We start from the raw sequence: 19,425 nt of genomic DNA, 5'->3' as shown, positions 1-19,425 counted from the left end.
CCCGGATCAGTGGACGTCGCGCCAGTATTCCTGCTTCAACAGCCACGCCAGGAACGTCAGCAGAGTCAGGAACAGCAGCACCCAGACCCCGAGCTGCTGGCGCTTGAGCGCCGCCGGCTCGCCGACGTATTCCAGGAACGTGGTGATGTCGCGCACGGTCTGGTCGAACTGTTGCGCGTTCTGGCTGCCGGGCACGCCCATTTCCAGATGCGTGACCACCGGCTCGCCGATTTCGTCGGGCTCGCCGTGTACCGGACGCATCAGGCCCTGCATTTCCCACAGGGGATTGGGCATCGAGGCATTGGGAAACAGCGTGTTGTTCCAGCCCAGCGGACGGGACTCGTCGAGGTAGAACGACTTGAGATAGGTGTACACCCAGTCGCTGCCGCGCACGCGGGTGATCAGGCTCAGGTCCGGCGGGGTCTGGCCGAACCACTGCGCGCTCTGCTCGGCCGGCATCGAAGTGAGGATGTGCTCGCCATAGGCCGCGCCGGTGAGGTTGAGGTTGTTCATCACCTCGTCCTCGGTCAGGCCCAGGTCCTCGGCCATGCGCGAATAGCGCATGAACTTCAGCGAGTGGCAGCCGGCGCAGTAGTTCATGTAGTGCTGCGCGCCGCGCTGCAGCGACGCCCGGTCGCCGATGTCGGTGCCGGCCTGTTCGACGGGGCCGCCACCCGCGGCGAGTGCACCAAACGACAGCAGCAGGCCGGCAGCGGCGGTGGCGATGCGCGCGAAGAACGTGCGGGTGAAGGCGTGGTCAGTCATGCATCGTCACCCGTTCCGGAACGGCCTTGGTGCGGTCGAGCTTGGTCCAGACCGGCATCGTGATGAAGAACGCGAAGTAGAGGAAGGTCAGCACGCGGCCGATGTTCGTCTCCACCGGATCGGTGCCGGGACCGGCGCCGATCTTGCCCAGCCAGACGAAACACACGACCAGCATCGCGAGCATGATCTTGGTGAGCGGACCGCGGTAGCGGTGCGAGCGCACCTTGGAGCGATCAAGCCACGGCACCGCGAACAGGATCGCAATCGCGCCGAACATCACCAGCACGCCGCCGAGCTTGTCGGGCACCACGCGCAACATCGCGTAGTAGGGCGTGTAGTACCAGACCGGCTTGATGTGCTCGGGCGTCACCAGCCGGTTGGCTTCGGTGAAGTTGTCGTGCTCGAGGAACCAGCCGCCGAACGCCGGGGCGAAGAAGATGATGAAGGCCGCGATGATCAGGAAGAAACAGACGTAGAACCCGTCCTTGGCCGTGTAGTACGGATGGAACGGGATGCCGTCGGCCGGCGCGGTCGATGACCAGCGGTTGCCCTTGGGCCCCTTCTTGATCTCCACGCCATCGGGATTGTTCGAACCCACCTCGTGCAGCGCGCCCAGGTGCAACACCACCAGCAGCAGCAGCACCAGCGGCAGCGCGATCACGTGCAATGCGAAGAACCGGTTGAGGGTGGCGTCGCTGGGCAGGTAGTCGCCCATGATCCATTCGGTCAGGCCGTTGCCGATCACCGGGATCGCGCCGAACAGCGAGATGATCACCTTGGCGCCCCAGAACGACATCTGGCCCCAAGGCAGCACATAGCCGAGGAACGCTTCGGCCATCAGCACCAGGTAGATCAGCATGCCCAGGATCCACACCAGTTCGCGCGGCTTCTGGTAGGAGCCGTACATCAGCCCGCGGAACATGTGGATGTAGACGACGATGAAGAACAGCGAAGCGCCGGTGCTGTGCATGTAGCGGATCAGCCAGCCCCACTCCACGTCGCGCATGATGTACTCGACCGAGGCGAAGGCGTCCGCCGCGCTCGGCTTGTAGTGCATCGTCAGGAAGATGCCGGTCAGGATCTGGTTGACCAGCACCACCAGAGACAGCACGCCGAAGATGTACCAGATATTGAAGTTCTTCGGCGCGTAGTACTCGGTCATGTGCTTGCGGTACGCCGGCATCAGGCCCGGCGCACGCTCGTTGACCCACTCGAAGACGCCGTTGGCGCCGCGGACGAATACGTTGGCCATCAGGCTGCGCCCTCCGGATCGACACCGATCACCAGGGTGTTGTCATCGGCGTAGTGGTGCGGAGGCACCAGCAGGTTGGTCGGCGCAGGCACACCGTCATAGACGCGGCCGGCCATGTCGAACTTGGACTTGTGACAGGGGCAGAAATAGCCGCCCTTCCAATTGGCGTCGAACGGTGCCGGCCGGATCTCGGCGACCATCTCGGGCGAACAGCCCAGATGCGTGCACAGGCCGACGAGCACCGAGACATCCGGCTTGATCGAACGCAGTTCCGGATTCGCCGCGAGCACGTAGGCGGGCTGCTGGTCGACGTTTTCCGATTCGGGATCGCGCAACTGGCTGTCGAGCGTCGGCAGGGCCTCGAGAATCGCCTTGGAGCGCCGGACGATCCAGATCGGCTGCCCACGCCACTCGGCGATCAGCCGTTGGCCCTCCTGCAGCGCGCTGATGTCCACGGTCACCGGGGCGCCAGCGAGCTTGGCCCGCGCGCTGGGATTCCAGGATTTGATGAACGGAATTGCGGCGACGCCTGCGCCTACCGCTCCTACGACGAGGGTCGTGGCGGTCAGGAAACGACGCCGCCCCTCATTGACTGGACCTTCCCCTGCACCAGGCCCGCTCACCGCTTCATCGACCATCCGGTACCCCGCCCTCGTTTCGGTAGCTGTTGCGTACTGGCTGCCACGACCGGTCGCCCAGAGGCGGGAGGCCGCTTAAAGTCCGACCGAGTGTAGCGGAAGCCTGAATCGACCGACAATCGCCCTGATGCCCCCGCGACCGCATCAGCCTCAGCGCGCGGCGAGCTGGCCCCGGTAGCGCTCGGCGAGCGTGCCCACGCGCACCACGTAGCGCTGGGTTTCGGCGTACGGGGGTACGCCGCCGTGTCGCTGCACGGCGCCTTCGCCGGCGTTGTAACCCGCGGCGGCCAGGGTGAGATCGCCGTTGAACCGTTTCAGCAGCCAGGCGAGATACTTCACCCCGCCGCGGATGTTCTGCTCGGGATCGAATGCATTGACCACGCCGAAGCGCGCGGCGGTGGCCGGCATCAACTGCATCAGACCCTGCGCGCCGGCGCGCGAGAGCGCGTTGGGATTGAACGCCGATTCGGCATGCATGATCGCCCGCACGATCGCCTCCTCGACGCCGTGCTCCTGGGCCGCGCGTGCCACTTCGTCGCGATAGGCGTTTTCGTTGAGCCGCACATTGCCGAAATTGACTCCCGGCGCGGCGCCACAGGCGTAACAGGTCTCGAAGAAGCTGTAGCGGATCGTCCGCACGGCCGCGACCTGGGCGCTGCCCGCAGGCCGGCTGCTGCTGTAGTGGCGCACGCCATCCTTGACGTAGGAATAGACCTGGCCCTGCTGCAGGCGGCGCGACGAGCCGGTCTCAGGCCGTGTCCGGGCAGGTGCGGCCGGCGCTGCCGCCGCAGCCGCCGGCTTCGATGTGCCAGCCGTGGGGGCGAGGCCCATGAATGTCGCCGGGGCGCCGCTATCGATATCGGCGGGCGCGCCGGCAGGTGTCGCAGCGGCGGTCGGTTTCGCCGCCGGGCGGGCGCCGCCGCGTGGTGGCGAAGGTGCGTTGCTGATCAGCCGGCAACTCGCGCCGGACACCCGCTTGCTCACGTACTGGGGCACGCCATCACCGGAATCGCAGCGATACAGCGTGCTGCCGGCGACCGGACAGGCCACCAGCAGACCGAGCATCACGATGAGTCCCCTTCCCCGTTTCACGGCGCGAGTTTCCGATGTTCGGCCGCCGTTGCCAAGTGCTTGATCGTGAACGGAGCAAACCCGCGCCCCGGGCCCACCCGGGCAACCGCGCCGGCGGCACTTGCCGCTACACTTCCCGCCCCACGACTGCCCTCCGGCCCGGACTCAGCGCCGCGCCCCGGAACCGACATGACCCAGACCGATTCCCCGGCGCCGATCGCGCCTGCCTCCGACCCCTCCGTCAACTCGCCAGTGGGCGGCCCGGGTGCTGCGCAGCCCGTCCGCGGCAAGCTCTACATCCAGACCCACGGCTGCCAGATGAACGAGTACGACTCGGCCAAGATGGCTGACGTGCTCGCCGCCAGCGACGGCCTGGAGCTGACCGACAATGTCGAGGAAGCGGACGTCGTGCTGGTCAACACCTGCTCGATCCGCGAGAAGGCGCAGGAAAAGGTCTTCAGCCAGCTTGGCCGCTGGAAGGCACTCAAGCAGGGCGGCAAGCCGGTGCTGATCGGCGTCGGCGGCTGCGTGGCCTCCCAGGAAGGCGAAGCGATCGTCAAGCGCGCCCCCTACGTGGACCTGGTCTTCGGACCGCAGACCCTGCATCGCCTGCCCGAGCTGATCCGCGCCAAGCGCGAGAGTGGCCTGCCCCAGGTGGACATCAGCTTCCCGGAGATCGAGAAGTTCGACCGCCTGCCCGAGCCACGCGCCGAAGGCCCCAGCGCGTTCGTCTCGATCATGGAAGGCTGCTCGAAGTACTGCTCGTTCTGCGTCGTGCCCTACACCCGCGGCGAGGAGGTCAGCCGGCCGTTCGAGGACGTGCTGGTGGAGGTTGTGCAGTTGGCCGGCCAGGGCGTGCGCGAGATCAACCTGCTGGGCCAGAACGTCAACGCCTATCGTGGCCCGATGGGCGAAGGCGAGGTGGCGGATCTGGGCCTGCTGATCCGCACCATCGCCGAGATCGACGGCGTGGATCGCATCCGCTTCACCACTTCGCATCCGCTGGAGTTTTCCGACTCGCTGGTCGAGGCCTACCGCGACGTGCCCCAGCTGGCCAACTATCTGCACCTGCCGGTGCAATCGGGGAGCGACCGCATCCTGTCGGCGATGAAGCGCGGCTACACGGCGATCGAGTTCAAGCAGAAGATCCGCAAGCTTCGCGCGGTGCGCCCGGACATCTCGATCTCGTCGGATTTCATCGTCGGCTTCCCCGGCGAGACCGAGGCCGATTTCGAGAAGACGATGAAACTGATCGAGGACGTGGGCTTCGACCAGTCGTTCTCCTTCATCTATTCGCGTCGCCCGGGCACGCCGGCCTCCGACCTCGAGGATTCGGTGAGCGCCGAGGAAAAGCATGCGCGCCTGTCGCGCCTGCAGGCGCACATCAACGCGCACGCGGCCGGCATTTCCGCCGCGATGGTCGGCAGCGTGCAGACGGTTCTGGTCGAAGGCCCGTCGCGCAAGGATCCCAGCGAACTCACCGGCAAGACCGAGAACATGCGCTCGGTGAACTTCCCCGCCCCGGCCCGGCTGATCGGACAGTTCGTCGATGTCGAGATCACCGCAGCGCTGAGCAACTCGCTGCGCGGCCGCATCGTGGTACGCGAGGCCGCGTGAGCGGCCCACGCGGGCGTCGACGTCGGCTTGCAGCGCCGGCGCTAGAATCCGCGCCATGACCAACACCCTGCCCGAACGCACCTTCCTGCTCGAGCCTTCCGACTCCGAGCGCCTGTCCAATCTCGCCGGCCCCTTCGACGGCCACCTGCGCCAGATCGAGCTGCGGCTCGGCGTCGAGATCGCGAACCGCGGCAACATCTTCCGCATCGTCGGCCGCGACGAGACGGCGATCGACCGCACCGAGAAACTGCTCAAGGCGCTCTACGCCGAGAGCGAGGAGACGGTGTTCGACAGCCACGCCATCAACCTGCGCCTGAGCCCGGCCAACGTCGAAGAGGACTACACGCCGCAGGAGGTCGCGGTGCGGGTCAAGCGCGGCACGATCCGCGGCCGTGGCGCGAACCAGGCGAAGTACCTGCACCGGATTACCGGTCACGACATCAACTTCGGCATCGGCCCGGCCGGCACCGGCAAGACCTTCCTCGCGGTGGCGATGGCGGTGGAGGCACTCAACGAATCCAAGGTGCAGCGCCTGATCCTGGTGCGCCCCGCGGTCGAGGCGGGAGAGAAGCTCGGCTTCCTGCCCGGCGACCTGACCCAGAAGGTCGATCCCTACCTGCGCCCCCTCTACGACGCGCTCTACGAGATGCTGGGCGTGGAGAAGGTCGCCAAGCTGCTGGAGCGCAACGTCATCGAGATCGCGCCGCTGGCCTACATGCGCGGACGCACGCTCAACGACGCCTTCGTGATCCTCGACGAGGCGCAGAACACCACCATCGAGCAGATGAAGATGTTCCTGACCCGCCTGGGTTTCGGCTCGACCGCGGTGGTCACCGGCGACCTGACCCAGATCGACCTGCCCAAGCACGTGAAGTCCGGCCTGCGCGACGCGATCGATGTGCTGCACGAGGTCGATGGCGTGAGCTTCACCTTCTTCGAGGCACGCGACGTCGTGCGCCATCCGCTGGTGGCCCGCATCGTCAGCGCCTATGAGCGCCGTGACGCGTCCGACGTGGCGACCGCAAAGGCATGAGGGCGTGATGACGAAGGGCCCGACCCGTCTTGACGTCGCCGTCGGCTACGCGACCCCGCGCAAGGGGCTGCCCGCCGCGGCCAGCTTCCGTCGCTGGGCCGCGGCCGCGCTGGCAGGTCGCATCCGCGAGGCCGATGTCGCGATCCGCCTGGTCGACGAGGACGAGGGGCGCGCGCTCAACCGGCATTACCGCGGCAAGGACTACGCGACGAATGTGCTGAGCTTCCCGGCCGAGCTGCCGGAAGGCCTGCCACCCGGGCTGCGCCTGCCGCTGCTCGGGGATCTGGTGATCTGCGCGCCTGTGGTCGCCCGCGAGGCCGCTGAACAGGGCAAGCCGCTGAATGCCCACTACGCCCACCTGACCGTGCACGGCGTTCTCCACCTGCTGGGCTGGGACCACGAGGACGACACCGAGGCCGAGGCCATGGAAGGGCTCGAACGCGAAATCCTCGCCGTGCTCGGCATCGACGACCCCTATGCCGGCGAGTCACGCTGACGGGGGCATGATGGCGGCCTGATAGACTTCCGCCTCCGCCCGAACGGGCCATTCCGCGAATACGCAACCGCACCATGTCCGAGGACGACAGTCGATCTTCCCCTTCTTCCGAACCTCCGGAACGCCGTCGCGGCTGGCTGGAACGCCTGAGTTCTGCGATTTCAGGTGAGCCGAGCAACCGCGAGGATCTCGTGGAGCTGCTCCGCGACACGCATGCCGACGGGCTGATCGACGCAGATACATTGCGCATGTTCGAAGGCGCGCTGGGCATTTCCAGCAAGACGGTCGGCGATGTGATGGTGCCGCGCGCGCAGATGGTCGCGCTGCCTGCCGATGCGCCCTTCCTCGACCTCATGAAGCAGGTCGTCGAGTCCGGCCACTCGCGCTTCCCCGTGCACGGCGAGGACAAGGACGAGATCCTCGGCATCCTGCTGGCCAAGGACCTGCTGCGGGGCGTCGTCGCCGACAACGGGCCCGGGTCGATCCACGAACTGCTGCGTCCGGCGGTGCTGATCCCCGAGTCGAAGAAGCTCAACGTACTGCTGCGCGAGTTCCGGCTGTCGCGCAACCACATGGCGATCGTCATCGACGAGTACGGCGGCGTCGCCGGCCTGGTGACGATCGAGGATGTGCTCGAGGAGATCGTGGGCCAGATCGACGACGAGCACGACGATGCCGAGGATCCGAATGCGCTGATCGCGGCCCAGGCCGACGGCCAGTTCGCGGTCAGCGCGCTGACCCCGATTTCCGACTTCAACGAGCGTTTCGGCTCGGATTTCGACGACGCCGAGTACGACACCATCGGTGGCGTGATCACCGGGGCGATCGGCCATCTGCCGGAAGTTGGCGAGGAACTCACGCTCGGCCGCTTCTCCTTCCGGGTCACCGATGCCGACTCGCGACGCCTGCATGCGCTGCATGTCAGCGTGCATGCCGAAACCTGAGGCACGGGTGCTCGCGCGTCTCTGGTCACGCGCATGCGTGCTGCTGCTGTGCCTGATCGTCGCGCCGCTCGCGTTCGCGCAGGCCGTCGTGCCGCGCATCGGCGTGGCGACGATGCAGCCCGGCGATGTCTTCTTCGAGCGTTTCGGCCACAACGCGCTGGTGGTCGACGATCCGGCAGAGCCGGGCCCGCTGTCGTACAACTTCGGTTTCTTCGATCCGAACGAGCCGGATTTCGTGCCGCGCTTCATCCGCGGCGACATGCGCTATCGGCTCGAGGCCCTGCCCCTGGCCGAAGACCTGGCCTACTACCGCGACGTCGGCCGCGGCGTGTCGATCCAGTGGCTCGATCTCGACCCGGACCAGGCCCGGCGGATGGCCACGGCACTGGCCGAGAACGCGCTGCCCGAGAATGCGCGTTACCGCTACGACTACTTCACCGACAATTGTTCGACGCGCGTTCGCGACGTGATCGACGTGGCCCTGGATGGCGCGCTGCGCAGCCAGTTGCAGGGTCGCTCGCGGGGCAATACCTATCGCAGTGATGCGGTGCGGCTGGCCTCGCCCGCGCCATGGATGTGGCTCGGCTTCGACATCGGCCTCGGGCCCGCCGCCGATCGCCCCAATGCCTTATGGGAAGACGCTTTCGTCCCGATGCGTCTGGCCGATGCCCTGCGCAGTGCCCGCAACGTCGACGGGCGTCCGCTGGTTTCGGGGGAGCAGGTCATCGTGCCGCACACGCAGCCGCCCGAACCCGTCGAACGCGCGCGGCGAATCTGGCCATGGCTGTTGGCCGGCCTCGTCCTCGGGGCGTCGATCATTCTTGTCGGGCGCACCGCCCCGCGCGTCGTGGCCGTCGCTGCGTTGCCGCTCTGGACGCTGTGCACGGTGCTCGGCGGCGTGATGCTGTTCCTGTGGCTGGGCAGTGAACACGTCTTCGCCTGGCGCAACCACAACCTGCTGCTGTTCAACCCGCTGTGCCTGTTGCTGCTGCCCGGAGGCTGGCGGATCGCGCGTGGCCGCGCGCCGGGGGCGATGTTCCGCAGCGTCCTTGGGCTGGTGCTGCTGGGCGGCGTCATCGCACTGTTCCTGCACTGGCTGCCGGTGCTTCCGCAACGCAATGCACCGTGGCTGGCACTGCTGCTGCCGGTCCATGTGGCGCTGTTCTGGGCACTGGGTCGCCGATCCGACGCGCCGCCGCGGAGCCACTGAGCGCCACCACCTGCGACGAAAGGACCGGACCTTCCGGTCATCCCGCAGGAGGCTCGCGACGCGCCCACCTGCATACGTATGCGGCCGCAGCGCGCCGATATGCCATGCAAGAATCGACCGGACGCACGACTGAACGCGCCTTCGGAGGGCGCCGCACGATGCCGAATCGATTCGCCGGTCTGCTTGCCGCGCTGTTGCCGCTGGCCGCCTTCGCCGCTGCCGCGGACGAACCACGCACCAGCGCACGGGTCGCCTCGCCCGACGCGCGCGTCGCCGTCGAGGTCACGACCGACAACGAGGGGCGTGCCAGTTACGCGGTCTCGCGCGACGGTCGCCCGGTCATCGCTCCCTCGCGCCTGGGCATGATGTTCACCGACGCGCCCAAGTTCGAACGCAATCTGGCGATCGTCGATCAACGCACCCGTACCCACGACGAACACTGGGAGCTGCCCTGGGGCGAACGCCGCCACATGCGTGACCACCACAACGAACTGCGCGTCACCCTGGCCGAGCACAGCGGGCCGAAGCGCCGCTTCGACGTGGTGTTCCGCGTCTTCGACGACGGCATCGGCTTCCGCTACGACATTCCTGCACAGCCCGGTCTGGAGCGGCTGTCGATCGCCGAAGAGCTCACCGAGTTCGCTGTTGCCGATGCCGCGACCGCGTGGTGGATCCCCGCGTTCGAGTGGAACCGCGAGGAGTACCTCTACCACCGCACCCCGGTCGAGCAAGTGGGCCAGGCGCAGACGCCGATCACCTTGCGCACCGATGGTGGCCTGCATCTGTCGATCCACGAGGCCGCGCTGGTCGACTATTCGGGCATGAACCTCGCGCGCGTCGATGGGCGCCGCTTCAGGGCCGCGCTCACTCCGGGCCTCGGCGCCGCCAAGGTCGTGGTCGCCGCGCCGTTCGCGACGCCGTGGCGGACGATCCAGATCGGCGAGCGCGCGGGCGATCTGGTCGAGTCGCAGCTGATCCTCAACCTCAATGCACCCAACGCGCTCGGCGACGTGTCCTGGGTCAGGCCGATGAAGTACGTCGGCATCTGGTGGGAGATGCATCTCGACCGCAAGAGCTGGGCGTCGGGGCCGAAGCACGGCGCGACCACCGAACACGCGATCCGCCACATCGATTTCGCCGCGGCCAACGGTTTCGGCGGCGTGCTGGTCGAAGGCTGGAATGTCGGCTGGGACGGCGACTGGTTCGGCAATGGCGAGACCTTCAGCTTCACCACGCCCTACCCCGACTTCGACATCGAGGCGGTGACCCGCCACGCCCGCGCCCAGGGCGTGACCCTGATCGGTCACCACGAGACTTCGGGCCACGCTGGGCATTACGAGGCGCAGCTCGAGGATGCGATGGCGCTCTACGGTCGGCTCGGCGTGCAGGCGGTGAAGACCGGTTATGTTGCCGACGCCGGGCAGGCCAAGGTCACGGGAGATGACGGCCGATTGCACTACGCGTGGCACGAAGGCCAGGGGATGGTCCGCCACCATCAGCGCGTCGTGGAAGCGGCGGCGCGGCATCGCATCAGCGTCAACCCGCACGAACCGGTCAAGGACACGGGCCTGCGCCGCACCTGGCCGAACCTGGTCACGCGCGAGGGCGCACGCGGCATGGAATACAACGCCTGGGGCCAGCCGGGCAATCCGCCGGGGCACGAGGCGACGCTGGTGTATACGCGCCTGCTCGCCGGGCCGATGGACTTCACCCCGGGCATCTTCGGCATGGAGACCAGATCGGGAACGCCGATGTCGACGACGCTGGCCAAGCAGCTGGCGCTGTACGTGGTGATCCACAGCCCGCTGCAGATGGCGGCCGACCTGCTCGAGCATTACGAATCGCGCCCGGAGGCGTTCCAGTTCGTGCGCGACGTGCCGGTGGACTGGGACGACACGCGCGCGCCCGCCGGCGAGGTCGGCACGTTCGCAGTGATCGCACGCCGTGCGCGCGGCGGCGATGACTGGTACCTGGGCGGCGTCACCGACGACGATGCGCGGGTCGTCGCGGTGGCGCTGGACTTCCTCGACCCCGCACGCCGCTACACCGCGCAGATCTACCGCGACGGCGAAGGCGCCGGCTGGCGCACCGACCCGCACGCGCTGATCATCGAAACCCGCGAAGTGGACGCCGGCGACACCCTCGAGCTGGCGATGGCATCGGGCGGTGGGCAGGCGGTGCGCTTCGTCGCCCATTGACCGGGCGCGCGGACGGCGTTGCGGTACGTCCGGAGGCAGGGAGAACCCGGCGCAACGTAATGCTTGTCGCGCCAGCCGCGCTGGCGGACGATGACCCGATGGAGACCCAGACCCCTGCCCCGCCCGAACCTGCCGCAAACCCCGCCTGCGTGGTCAACTGCGTGTTCTATGGCGCGCACGGCAAGCGGGACGTCCTGCTCGATGACATCAGCGAGGTGCTCGCGAGCGACGACGGCTTCGTCTGGATCGGCCTCTACGAGCCGGACGCCGACGTGCTGGCGCATCTGCAGCAGGAGTTCGGCCTGCATGATCTGGCGATCGAGGACGCCGGAAAGGCGCACCAGCGGCCGAAGATCGAGGCCTATGGCGATTCGCTGTTCATCGTCGCCAACACGGCCCAGGCGATCGAGGAGCGTATCGCCTATGGCGAGACCCACATCTTTCTCGGCGCGCGCTATCTGGTGACCGTTCGACACGGGGCGTCGCTGTCCTACGCGCCGGCCCGCCAGCGCCTGGAGCGCGAGCCGGACCTGCTCGCGCTGGGCGCATCGGCAGCGCTGTACGTGGTGCTCGATGCGATCGTCGACAACTACCTGCCACTCGTCGACGACTTCAGATCCACCCTCAACGGCCTCGAGACGGACATCCTCAGCGAACAGTTCCACCGCGGCATCGTGATCCGGCTCTACCAGCTCAAACGCGAGCTCACCGACATGCGCGTGGCGGCGACGCCGCTGCAGGACGTGCTCTCGCAGCTTGTGCGCAGCACCAGTCCACTGATCCCGCACGGAACCAAGCTCTACATCCGTGACGTGCTCGACCACTCCGTGCGCATCAACGAAACCATCGATGCGATCCGCGACATCCTCGGCACCGCGCTCGGCGTGAACCAGGCCCTGGTCACGCTGACCCAGGGGGAGATCGTCAAGAAGCTCGGCGCCTGGGCCGCGCTGCTCGCAGCGCCGACGCTGATCACCAGCTGGTACGGCATGAACTTCGACATGCCCGAGCTCAACGAGCCCTATGCGTATCCGGTATTGATCGGCTTCGTGGCCATCGTGGTGATCGTGCTCTACCGGATGTTCAAGCGGGCCCGCTGGCTGTAGAGCGACACAGCACCGATTGCGCAACGCGCGCTTATCCCGGCCAGAACCTGGTGAACAGTTCGCGGATCGCCAGCCCCCCGCCGCCGATCAGCAGCGCGAAGTAGACCATCGACAGCACGTTGCCTACATGCCCCAGCAGCACCATCAGCCCGTCACGCTGAAGCAGGCCGATGGCCAGGCACATCAGCGCCACGCCCGGCACGGTATTGCTGAAGGGGATGAAGCCGAACGGGGCCATCAGCAGCAGCGCGCCCAGCACCAGTGCCGCATCGTTGACCAGACCGATCGCGCGACCTTCGCTCAGGCGGGCCATCCGCCCCGGCCGGGTAATGCGTTCGAGCCGGCGGACCCATGCCAGCCCGGTCTCGAGCGGCCCGCGCAGGCGCCCGCCAGGCACAGTGCGCCGGCGTACCGCACCAGGCAGCCACAGCGGACGCGCCCGCATGCGGGCCACGCCCACCAGCACGATGACCGCACCGAACACGGTACTCACACCCGGAATCGAGACCGGGATCAGAAACACCAGGGTCAGCAGGATGACCAGCAGCAGCATGCCCTGCATGCCCAGCTCATCGACCAGATAGCCGACCTGCACGTCACCCTCGGGCAGTCTCGCGATCAGCGATTGCAGCTGCTCGCGCAGGGACAGGGCCTCATGCGCGGACTTCATGGCGCGATGCGCCTGATCGACTCGGAAAACGGGACCGACCTGTCACGCAGGCCGTTCGTGGCAGCCTGCATGGGCGCTCGTTACGGAATTCGGAAGCGCGGATGCTAACAGGCGAACGCCGAGCCTGCGACGAAAGTCTTAAAGTCCGGGCCCCGCATTCAACGGCTTGTGCATTGACCCCGTGGCCACCCGGAGCGACCCTGTGACCGTCATCCCCGGGGATTACCGAAATGAAGGGTGGAATCAATCACGTAGTCTGGGGCGCGGTCGCGCTTCTGGGCGCATTCTGTATGGGCGTGGTCGCCCTGCGCCAGGGCGAACAGATCAGCGCACTGTGGATCGTCGTGGCAGCGGTGTCGATCTATCTCGTCGCCTACCGCTATTACAGCCTGTACATCGCCGAAAAGGTGATGGGGCTCGATCCCCGCCGGGCCACCCCCGCGCACGTCAACAATGACGGCCTCGATTACGTACCGACCAACAAGCACGTGCTGTTCGGTCACCACTTCGCCGCCATCGCCGGCGCCGGGCCGCTGGTCGGTCCGGTGCTCGCCGCGCAGATGGGGTATCTGCCCGGGATGCTGTGGCTGATCGTCGGCGTCGTGCTCGCGGGTGCGGTGCAGGACTTCATGGTCCTGTTCGTGTCGACGCGCCGCAACGGCCGCTCGCTCGGCGACCTGGTCCGCGAAGAGATGGGCCAGGTCGCCGGCACGATCGCGCTGTTCGGCGCCTTCATGATCATGATCATCATCCTGGCGGTGCTGGCCATGATCGTCGTCAAGGCGTTGGCCGAGAGCCCCTGGGGCATGTTCACGGTCATCGCGACGATGCCGATCGCGATCTTCATGGGCATCTACATGCGCTACATCCGCCCGGGCAAGATCGGCGAGATTTCGATCTTCGGCATCATCGCCCTGCTCGCCGCGATCTGGTTCGGCGGAAAGGTCGGCGCGCATCCCTACTGGGGCCCCGCCTTCACCTTCACCGGCACCCAGATCACCTGGATGCTGATCGGCTACGGCTTCGTCGCCGCAACCCTGCCGGTATGGCTGCTGCTCGCGCCGCGCGACTACCTGTCGACGTTCCTCAAGATCGGCGTGATCGTGGCGCTGGCCATCGGTATCGTCATCGCCAGCCCGGAAGTCACCTCGCTGAAGATGCCGGCGCTGACCGAGTTCGCTTTCACCGGCGATGGTCCCGTCTGGAAGGGGGGGCTGTTCCCGTTCCTCTTCATCACCATCGCATGCGGCGCGGTCTCCGGATTCCATGCGCTGATTTCGTCGGGCACCACGCCCAAACTGCTCGCCAACGAAACCCATGCCCGTTACATCGGCTATGGCGGCATGCTGATGGAATCATTCGTCGCGATCATGGCGCTGGTCGCGGCCTCGATCCTTGATCCGGGCATCTACTTCGCGATGAACAGCCCGGCGGCTGTTCTCGGCACGGATGTGCAGAGCGCAGCGGCGGCCGTCAGCCAGATGGGCTTCGTCATCACGCCCGAGGTGCTGGAACGCACGGCCCAGCAGATCGGCGAAGGCACGATCATCTCGCGGGCCGGCGGCGCACCGACGCTGGCCGTCGGCATTGCGGTGATCCTGCACGACGCCCTGCCCGGCACCGGCGATGGCGCCATGGCCTTCTGGTACCACTTCGCGATCCTGTTCGAAGCGCTCTTCATCCTGACCGCGGTGGATGCAGGCACGCGCGCAGGTCGGTTCATGCTCCAGGACCTGCTGGGCAACTTCGTGCCGGTATTGCGCAGGACCGACAACTGGGGCGCCAATGCCCTCGGCACGGCCGGTTGTGTCGCACTGTGGGGCTACTTCCTCTACCAGGGCGTGGTGGATCCGCTGGGCGGCATCAATACCCTGTGGCCGCTGTTCGGCATCGCCAACCAGATGCTCGCCGGCATCGCGCTGATGCTGTGCACGGTGGTGCTGTTCAAGATGAAGAAGGATCGCTACGCATGGGTCACGATCGTGCCGGCGGTATGGCTGCTGATCTGCACCACGTCCGCAGGCCTGATCAAGCTGTTCGACCCGAAACCGGCGATGGGCTTCCTTGCCCAGGCGCGTCACTACCAGGCGGCCCTGGCCAATGGCGAACTGCTTGGCGCGGCCAAGACCGCCGCCCAGATGCAGCAGGTGATCATCAACGGCTACGTCAATGCGGGGCTGACGGCCCTGTTCCTGTTCGTGGTCTTCAGCACGCTGTTCTTCTCCGTGCGTGCCATCCTCAGGGCCCGCCGTTCGCCGGTGCCGACGGCCAAGGAATCGCCGTACGTGGAACTGACGCCCGAACAGCAGCAGGCCTGGCTGTGATGGCCCGGCCTGTGAGCGGAGTGCAGGGCTGATGGCCGGCGCGCTGGTACCCGTCGAGTACTTCGCCGCGCACAAGCGCGTGTGGCGAAGGTTCGTGCAGACCGCGCGGCTGTGCTGCGGGATTCCCGACTACGACAACTATGTGCGCCACATCCTGGAGAAGCACCCCGACCGCGAGCCGATGGACTACAAGACGTTCTTCCGCGAGCGCCAGGAAGCCCGCTTCGGCGGCCGGAGCGGATTCCGCTGCTGCTGATCGGGAACGACATGTGACATGACGACGGGCGGAACCTCGGGGTTCCGCCCGTTTTCGTTTTCTCGTCTCTCGCACCCGCACGCCAGCGGGCCATATGTCGCCGAGCGCCGCGCACGCCCGGGCTTGCACGCGGCCAGCCCGCTGCTGCGCTAGTGCTGGCCCGGTCGTTGCCCGCTCTGGCTCTCAGCTCTTGATCCCGTATCCAGCGCAGAGATCAAGAAGCACAGCCGGCGGCCGCAGCGATGGCAAGGCCGGGGGAGAAAAGCCGATCGCTGGCCGGCTAGCCGGCCACCAACCGCTCACGTCAAAGCGTTTGCAGAGAGAACGCGTCGCGCGTAGCCGCCGTCGTCCGGCTGCAGCCGATCACTGCCCCGCCATCACCCGCAGGATCTGCCCGACCAGATACGCGATCAGCGTGCCCGTCGCGTAGCCCACCGTGCCGAGCAGCACGCCGACCGGAGCCAGCGTGGGATGGAACGCGGCCGCCACCACAGGCGCCGAGGCCGCGGCACCGACGTTGCCCATCGAGCCGACGCCGATGTAGAACATCGGCGCCTTGACCAGTCGCGCCGCGCCCCAGATCACCAGCACGTGCACCAGCATCCAGATGGCGCCGATCGCGATCAGCTCCAGGCGATCGAACAGCCGCATGAAATCCATCTGCATGCCGATGCACGCGATCAGGAAATACAGGAACACGGTACCGATCCGGGCCGCACCCGCGTCCTCGAGCCGGCGCGCGCGCGTGAAGCTCAGGATCAGGCCGGCCAGCGTCGAGATCAGCACGACCCAGACGAATGACGAATCCAGACTGAAACGCGCCGCCCACTCGAACTGTCCGAACCATGCGGCGAGCGGATTGGCGATCGCGTGCGCGAGCCCGACAAAACCGAACGCGACGGCGACGATGATCATCAGATCGTTCAAGGTCGGAATGCGGGCGTTCGCCGCTTCGTACGCGACGATCCGCGACTTCATCTCGTCGATCGCCGCGGTATCGGCGCCACTGCGTGCATCGAGTTGCGCCGAGCGATTGGCGACGAACAGCAGCGCCGCCATCAGCAGGCTGGCCATCGCCACGTCGACGACCGCGAACTGGCCGAACAGCGTGGCATCGACTTCGTAGACCTCACGCATCGCCACCATGTTCGCGCCGCCGCCGATCCAGCTCCCGGCCAGCGCCGCCATGCCTCTCCAGGTATCGCCAGCGACGGCCGGCGGATGCACCCACTCCATGACCTGGAACGACACGATCGCGCCGAGCACGATGCCGACGGTGCCGGCAACGAACACGAACAGCAATTTCGGCCCGAGCCTGAGGATGCCCTTGAGATCGATCGACAGCGTCAGCAGCACCAGGGCGGCCGGCAACAGCACGCGACTGGCGATCGGGTTGTAGAGGCTGTTGCTCTCTCCGTCGATCAGGCCGACGGTGTTGTAGAACGCAGGAACGAAGTAGCACAACAGCAGCGCCGGCACCCAGGCGAAGAATTTCTTCCAGAACGGCGTCGGGCCACTGGCGAGCCAGAAGATCAGGCCCAGGGTCGCGGCGATCAGGCCGAAGAGCACGATGTCGCTGCTGATCAGCGCGGTGGATGGTGTGACGGTCTCGATCGCCATTCGGCGGTACTCCCTTGTTTCAGTGACGCACGCAAGCGAACGGCCGGCTCGCGCCGGCCGTTCGCCCCGGACCGGTTACTCGCCGATGTGCTGCTTGAGCCACGCGTTGACCGTGTCGTGCCACAGCACGCTGTTGTGCGGCTGCAGGACCCAGTGATTCTCGTCGGGGAAGTACAGCAGCTTCGATTCGATGCCCTTGCGCTGCAGCGCGGTGAACGTCGAAAGGCCCTGATCGACCGGAACGCGGTAGTCCTTCTCGCCCTGGACGACCAGCATCGGCACCTTCCACTTGGCCACGTGGTTGACCGGGTTCCAGCGCTCGTAGTTCTTCGGCTGGTCGAACGGCGTGCCCTTGTTCTCCCACTCGGTGAACCAGAGCTCCTCGGTCACGTAACCCATCGACCGCGTGTCGAACACGCCGTCGTGATTGACCAGGCACTTGAACGGGGCGTTGCCGCGACGGTCGAACCAGTTGCCGGCGATCCAGTTGATCATGTAGCCGCCATAGCTGGCGCCGAGCGCACAGGCGCGATCGCCGTCGAGGAACGGGTATTTCTGCTGTGCCGCCGCCCAGCCCTTCTGCAGGTCCTCGAGCGGTTTGCCACCCCAGTCGCCGCTGATCGCATCGGTGAACGCCTGGCCGTAGCCGGTGGACCCGTGGAAATCGATCATCACCACCGCGTAGCCCTGGCCGGCATAGGTCTGCGGATTCCAGCGGTAGCTCCAGCCATTGCCGAAGCTGCCCTGCGGGCCGCCGTGGATCAGGAACGCGACCGGATAGGTCTGGCCTTCCTGGTAGTTCCACGGCTTGACCACATAACCGTGCACGGTGTCGTTGCCGGCGCCCTTGAACGAGAACTGCTCGAAGTCGCCGAATGCGACATCGGGCAGCCGCTCGGCCGCGGTCGGGGTGATCTGGCGCAGGTTCGCGCCCTCACCGAGCGACTGCAGCGAGCCGGTGTAGATGACGTCGCCGCTGCGGATCGAATTGCGCGCCAGCGCGACCGTGTCGCCGGCGACCGCGAACGAGGACACCGAGCCGTCGGCGACGAGCTTCGTGACGTCGCCAGTGGCGACATCGACGCGGAACAGCGGGTATTCGCCGGTGTCCTGGGCGGCGACGTACAGCGCGCTGCCGTCGGCGGACGGCTGGAGGCTGCTCGGCGAGCGGTCCCAGCGCGGTGCGATCTCGCGCGTCTGACCGCTGGCGACATCCATCGCCATCAGCGCGTAGCGGTCGGCTTCGAAACCGGGGCGCTTCATCGCTCGATAGAACAGGGTGCTGCCGTCGGGGCTGAACACCGGGCCGGCGTCCCAAGCCGGGTTGGAAGCGGTCAGATTCACCGGCGCAGCGCCGCCGAGCGCATCGATACGGTAGAGATCGAAGTTCGTCGACCATGGCGCCTCGCGGCCGGCGACCTTGACGCTGGCCACGAGGGAGCGCCCGTCGGGCGCCCAGGTGTAGTCGTCGGCGCCGCCGAACGGCTTGGACGGGATATCGCCCTCGAGCGCATGTCCGAGCGCACGCACGGTCGTGACCGGGCGGGCGCGCGCCGCCGGCAGGTCGGCGACGAACAGGCGGCTGGTGGTCCCGTCCTTCCAGGTATCCCAGTGGCGGACGAACAGCTGGTCGTAGACCACGCCGCTGGCCTTGGCGTCCTTGCGCTCGGCGAGCTTGCGCTTCGTGCAGCCGAGGTCCGCGCCGCACTCGCCGAAAGTATCGGCGCTGAAGGCAACGCGGGCGCCGTCAGGCGAGATCTGGAAGCTGCCGATATCCACCGGCACATCGGTGAGCTGCCGCGGCGCGCCGCCGGAGATCGGCATCGCGTAGAGCTGCGAGCTGCCGTTCTTGCCGCTGAGGAAGTAGACCGTCTGTCCGTCCGATGAGAGCGCCGGCGAGTTCACGCTCCAGCCTGCGGGCGTCAGCCGCTTCGGCGGCGCCATGTCGCGCGTCACCAGGTTGCGCGTGTACAGCGCGGTTTCCGCCTTGCCCGATTCGAAGTCCAGGCTGCGCTCGGCGAAGACCAGGATGCGGCCGTCTCCGGTCAGCAGCGGCGCGGACACGCGGTCGAGCTTGACCAGGTCGCGGACATCGAGCCCCCGCTCCTGGGCGACGACCGGCAACGCGGCAAGCAGGCACAACGGCAACAGCGCGAGGCGCAGGGACATAGCGGAGGCTCCGGACAAAGAGCCCGAATGGTAGGCCGGCGCCGCGATGCTGGCAA

At 67.0% G+C, this 19,425-nt stretch carries 16 protein-coding genes; 9 read left to right on the top strand and 7 right to left on the bottom strand.

Going from position 1 to position 19,425, the window contains the following annotated elements:
* Positions 1-6: 6 nt before the first annotated feature.
* The 4 genes from EGK76_RS03220 to EGK76_RS03205 form a co-directional block, all read right to left on the bottom strand.
* Complete coding sequence (locus EGK76_RS03220; RefSeq protein ID WP_123831627.1) at positions 7-765, bottom strand: cytochrome c1; 759 nt, start codon at positions 763-765, stop codon at positions 7-9.
* Positions 758-2,017: a cytochrome bc complex cytochrome b subunit gene (locus tag EGK76_RS03215; RefSeq protein WP_096299222.1), complete on the bottom strand. Its 1,260-nt coding sequence runs from the start codon at positions 2,015-2,017 to the stop codon at positions 758-760. The genes EGK76_RS03220 and EGK76_RS03215 overlap by 8 nt, the downstream gene beginning before the upstream one ends.
* Positions 2,017-2,655 carry a ubiquinol-cytochrome c reductase iron-sulfur subunit gene (gene petA / locus EGK76_RS03210; protein ID WP_096299224.1) on the bottom strand — a complete coding sequence of 213 codons (639 nt, stop codon included), beginning with the start codon at positions 2,653-2,655 and terminating at the stop codon, positions 2,017-2,019. The genes EGK76_RS03215 and petA overlap by 1 nt, the downstream gene beginning before the upstream one ends.
* A gap of 150 nt (positions 2,656-2,805) precedes the next feature.
* Positions 2,806-3,720, bottom strand: coding sequence for a lytic transglycosylase domain-containing protein (locus EGK76_RS03205; RefSeq protein ID WP_123832048.1), 915 nt, complete (start codon positions 3,718-3,720; stop codon positions 2,806-2,808).
* Positions 3,721-3,915: 195 nt separating this feature from the next.
* On the opposite strand from EGK76_RS03205, the gene miaB reads away from it, so the two are divergent.
* The 7 genes from miaB to EGK76_RS03170 all read left to right on the top strand — a co-directional run bounded on the left by miaB (position 3,916) and on the right by EGK76_RS03170 (position 12,330).
* A complete protein-coding gene (gene miaB / locus EGK76_RS03200; protein ID WP_123831626.1) occupies positions 3,916-5,343 on the top strand; it encodes a tRNA (N6-isopentenyl adenosine(37)-C2)-methylthiotransferase MiaB in 1,428 nt (475 codons plus the stop codon).
* A 55-nt stretch (positions 5,344-5,398) separates the two neighbouring features.
* The gene (locus EGK76_RS03195; protein WP_096299230.1) at positions 5,399-6,376 is read left to right on the top strand and encodes a PhoH family protein; all 978 of its coding nucleotides are present in this window, start codon (positions 5,399-5,401) and stop codon (positions 6,374-6,376) included.
* A 7-nt stretch (positions 6,377-6,383) separates the two neighbouring features.
* The gene (gene ybeY / locus EGK76_RS03190) at positions 6,384-6,872 is read left to right on the top strand and encodes an rRNA maturation RNase YbeY (RefSeq protein WP_096299232.1); all 489 of its coding nucleotides are present in this window, start codon (positions 6,384-6,386) and stop codon (positions 6,870-6,872) included.
* Between the two features lie 74 nt (positions 6,873-6,946).
* A complete protein-coding gene (locus EGK76_RS03185; protein WP_096299234.1) occupies positions 6,947-7,816 on the top strand; it encodes a transporter associated domain-containing protein in 870 nt (289 codons plus the stop codon).
* Complete coding sequence (locus tag EGK76_RS03180) at positions 7,803-9,026, top strand: DUF4105 domain-containing protein (RefSeq protein WP_233580141.1); 1,224 nt, start codon at positions 7,803-7,805, stop codon at positions 9,024-9,026. The genes EGK76_RS03185 and EGK76_RS03180 overlap by 14 nt, the downstream gene beginning before the upstream one ends.
* Before the next feature lie 158 nt (positions 9,027-9,184).
* Complete coding sequence (locus EGK76_RS03175; RefSeq protein ID WP_123831625.1) at positions 9,185-11,224, top strand: glycoside hydrolase family 97 protein; 2,040 nt, start codon at positions 9,185-9,187, stop codon at positions 11,222-11,224.
* A gap of 98 nt (positions 11,225-11,322) precedes the next feature.
* The gene (locus EGK76_RS03170; protein ID WP_123832047.1) at positions 11,323-12,330 is read left to right on the top strand and encodes a magnesium and cobalt transport protein CorA; all 1,008 of its coding nucleotides are present in this window, start codon (positions 11,323-11,325) and stop codon (positions 12,328-12,330) included.
* A gap of 31 nt (positions 12,331-12,361) precedes the next feature.
* Here the strand turns inward: EGK76_RS03170 and EGK76_RS03165 are convergent, their stop codons facing one another.
* Positions 12,362-13,000, bottom strand: coding sequence for an exopolysaccharide biosynthesis protein (locus tag EGK76_RS03165; RefSeq protein WP_096299238.1), 639 nt, complete (start codon positions 12,998-13,000; stop codon positions 12,362-12,364).
* Between the two features lie 230 nt (positions 13,001-13,230).
* Between EGK76_RS03165 and EGK76_RS03160 the strand changes: the two genes are divergently transcribed.
* Positions 13,231-15,324 carry a carbon starvation CstA family protein gene (locus EGK76_RS03160; protein ID WP_096299240.1) on the top strand — a complete coding sequence of 698 codons (2,094 nt, stop codon included), beginning with the start codon at positions 13,231-13,233 and terminating at the stop codon, positions 15,322-15,324.
* Between the two features lie 31 nt (positions 15,325-15,355).
* The gene (locus tag EGK76_RS03155) at positions 15,356-15,580 is read left to right on the top strand and encodes a CstA-like transporter-associated (seleno)protein (protein ID WP_096299242.1); all 225 of its coding nucleotides are present in this window, start codon (positions 15,356-15,358) and stop codon (positions 15,578-15,580) included.
* A gap of 363 nt (positions 15,581-15,943) precedes the next feature.
* Here EGK76_RS03155 and EGK76_RS03150 read toward each other — a convergent pair whose 3' ends face one another.
* Positions 15,944-17,200, bottom strand: a complete 1,257-nt coding sequence (locus EGK76_RS03150) for a DUF819 family protein (protein WP_123831624.1) — start codon at positions 17,198-17,200, stop codon at positions 15,944-15,946.
* A 75-nt stretch (positions 17,201-17,275) separates the two neighbouring features.
* Positions 17,276-19,369, bottom strand: a complete 2,094-nt coding sequence (locus EGK76_RS03145; protein WP_123831623.1) for a S9 family peptidase — start codon at positions 19,367-19,369, stop codon at positions 17,276-17,278.
* Between the last annotated feature and the right edge of the window lie 56 nt (positions 19,370-19,425).

The sequence above is a fragment of the Luteimonas sp. 100069 genome (assembly GCF_003813845.1).
Lineage (GTDB): Bacteria > Pseudomonadota > Gammaproteobacteria > Xanthomonadales > Xanthomonadaceae > Luteimonas > Luteimonas chenhongjianii.
The sequence above is the reverse complement of the archived record's forward strand: the minus strand, read 5'-3'. Positions and strand labels throughout refer to the sequence as shown.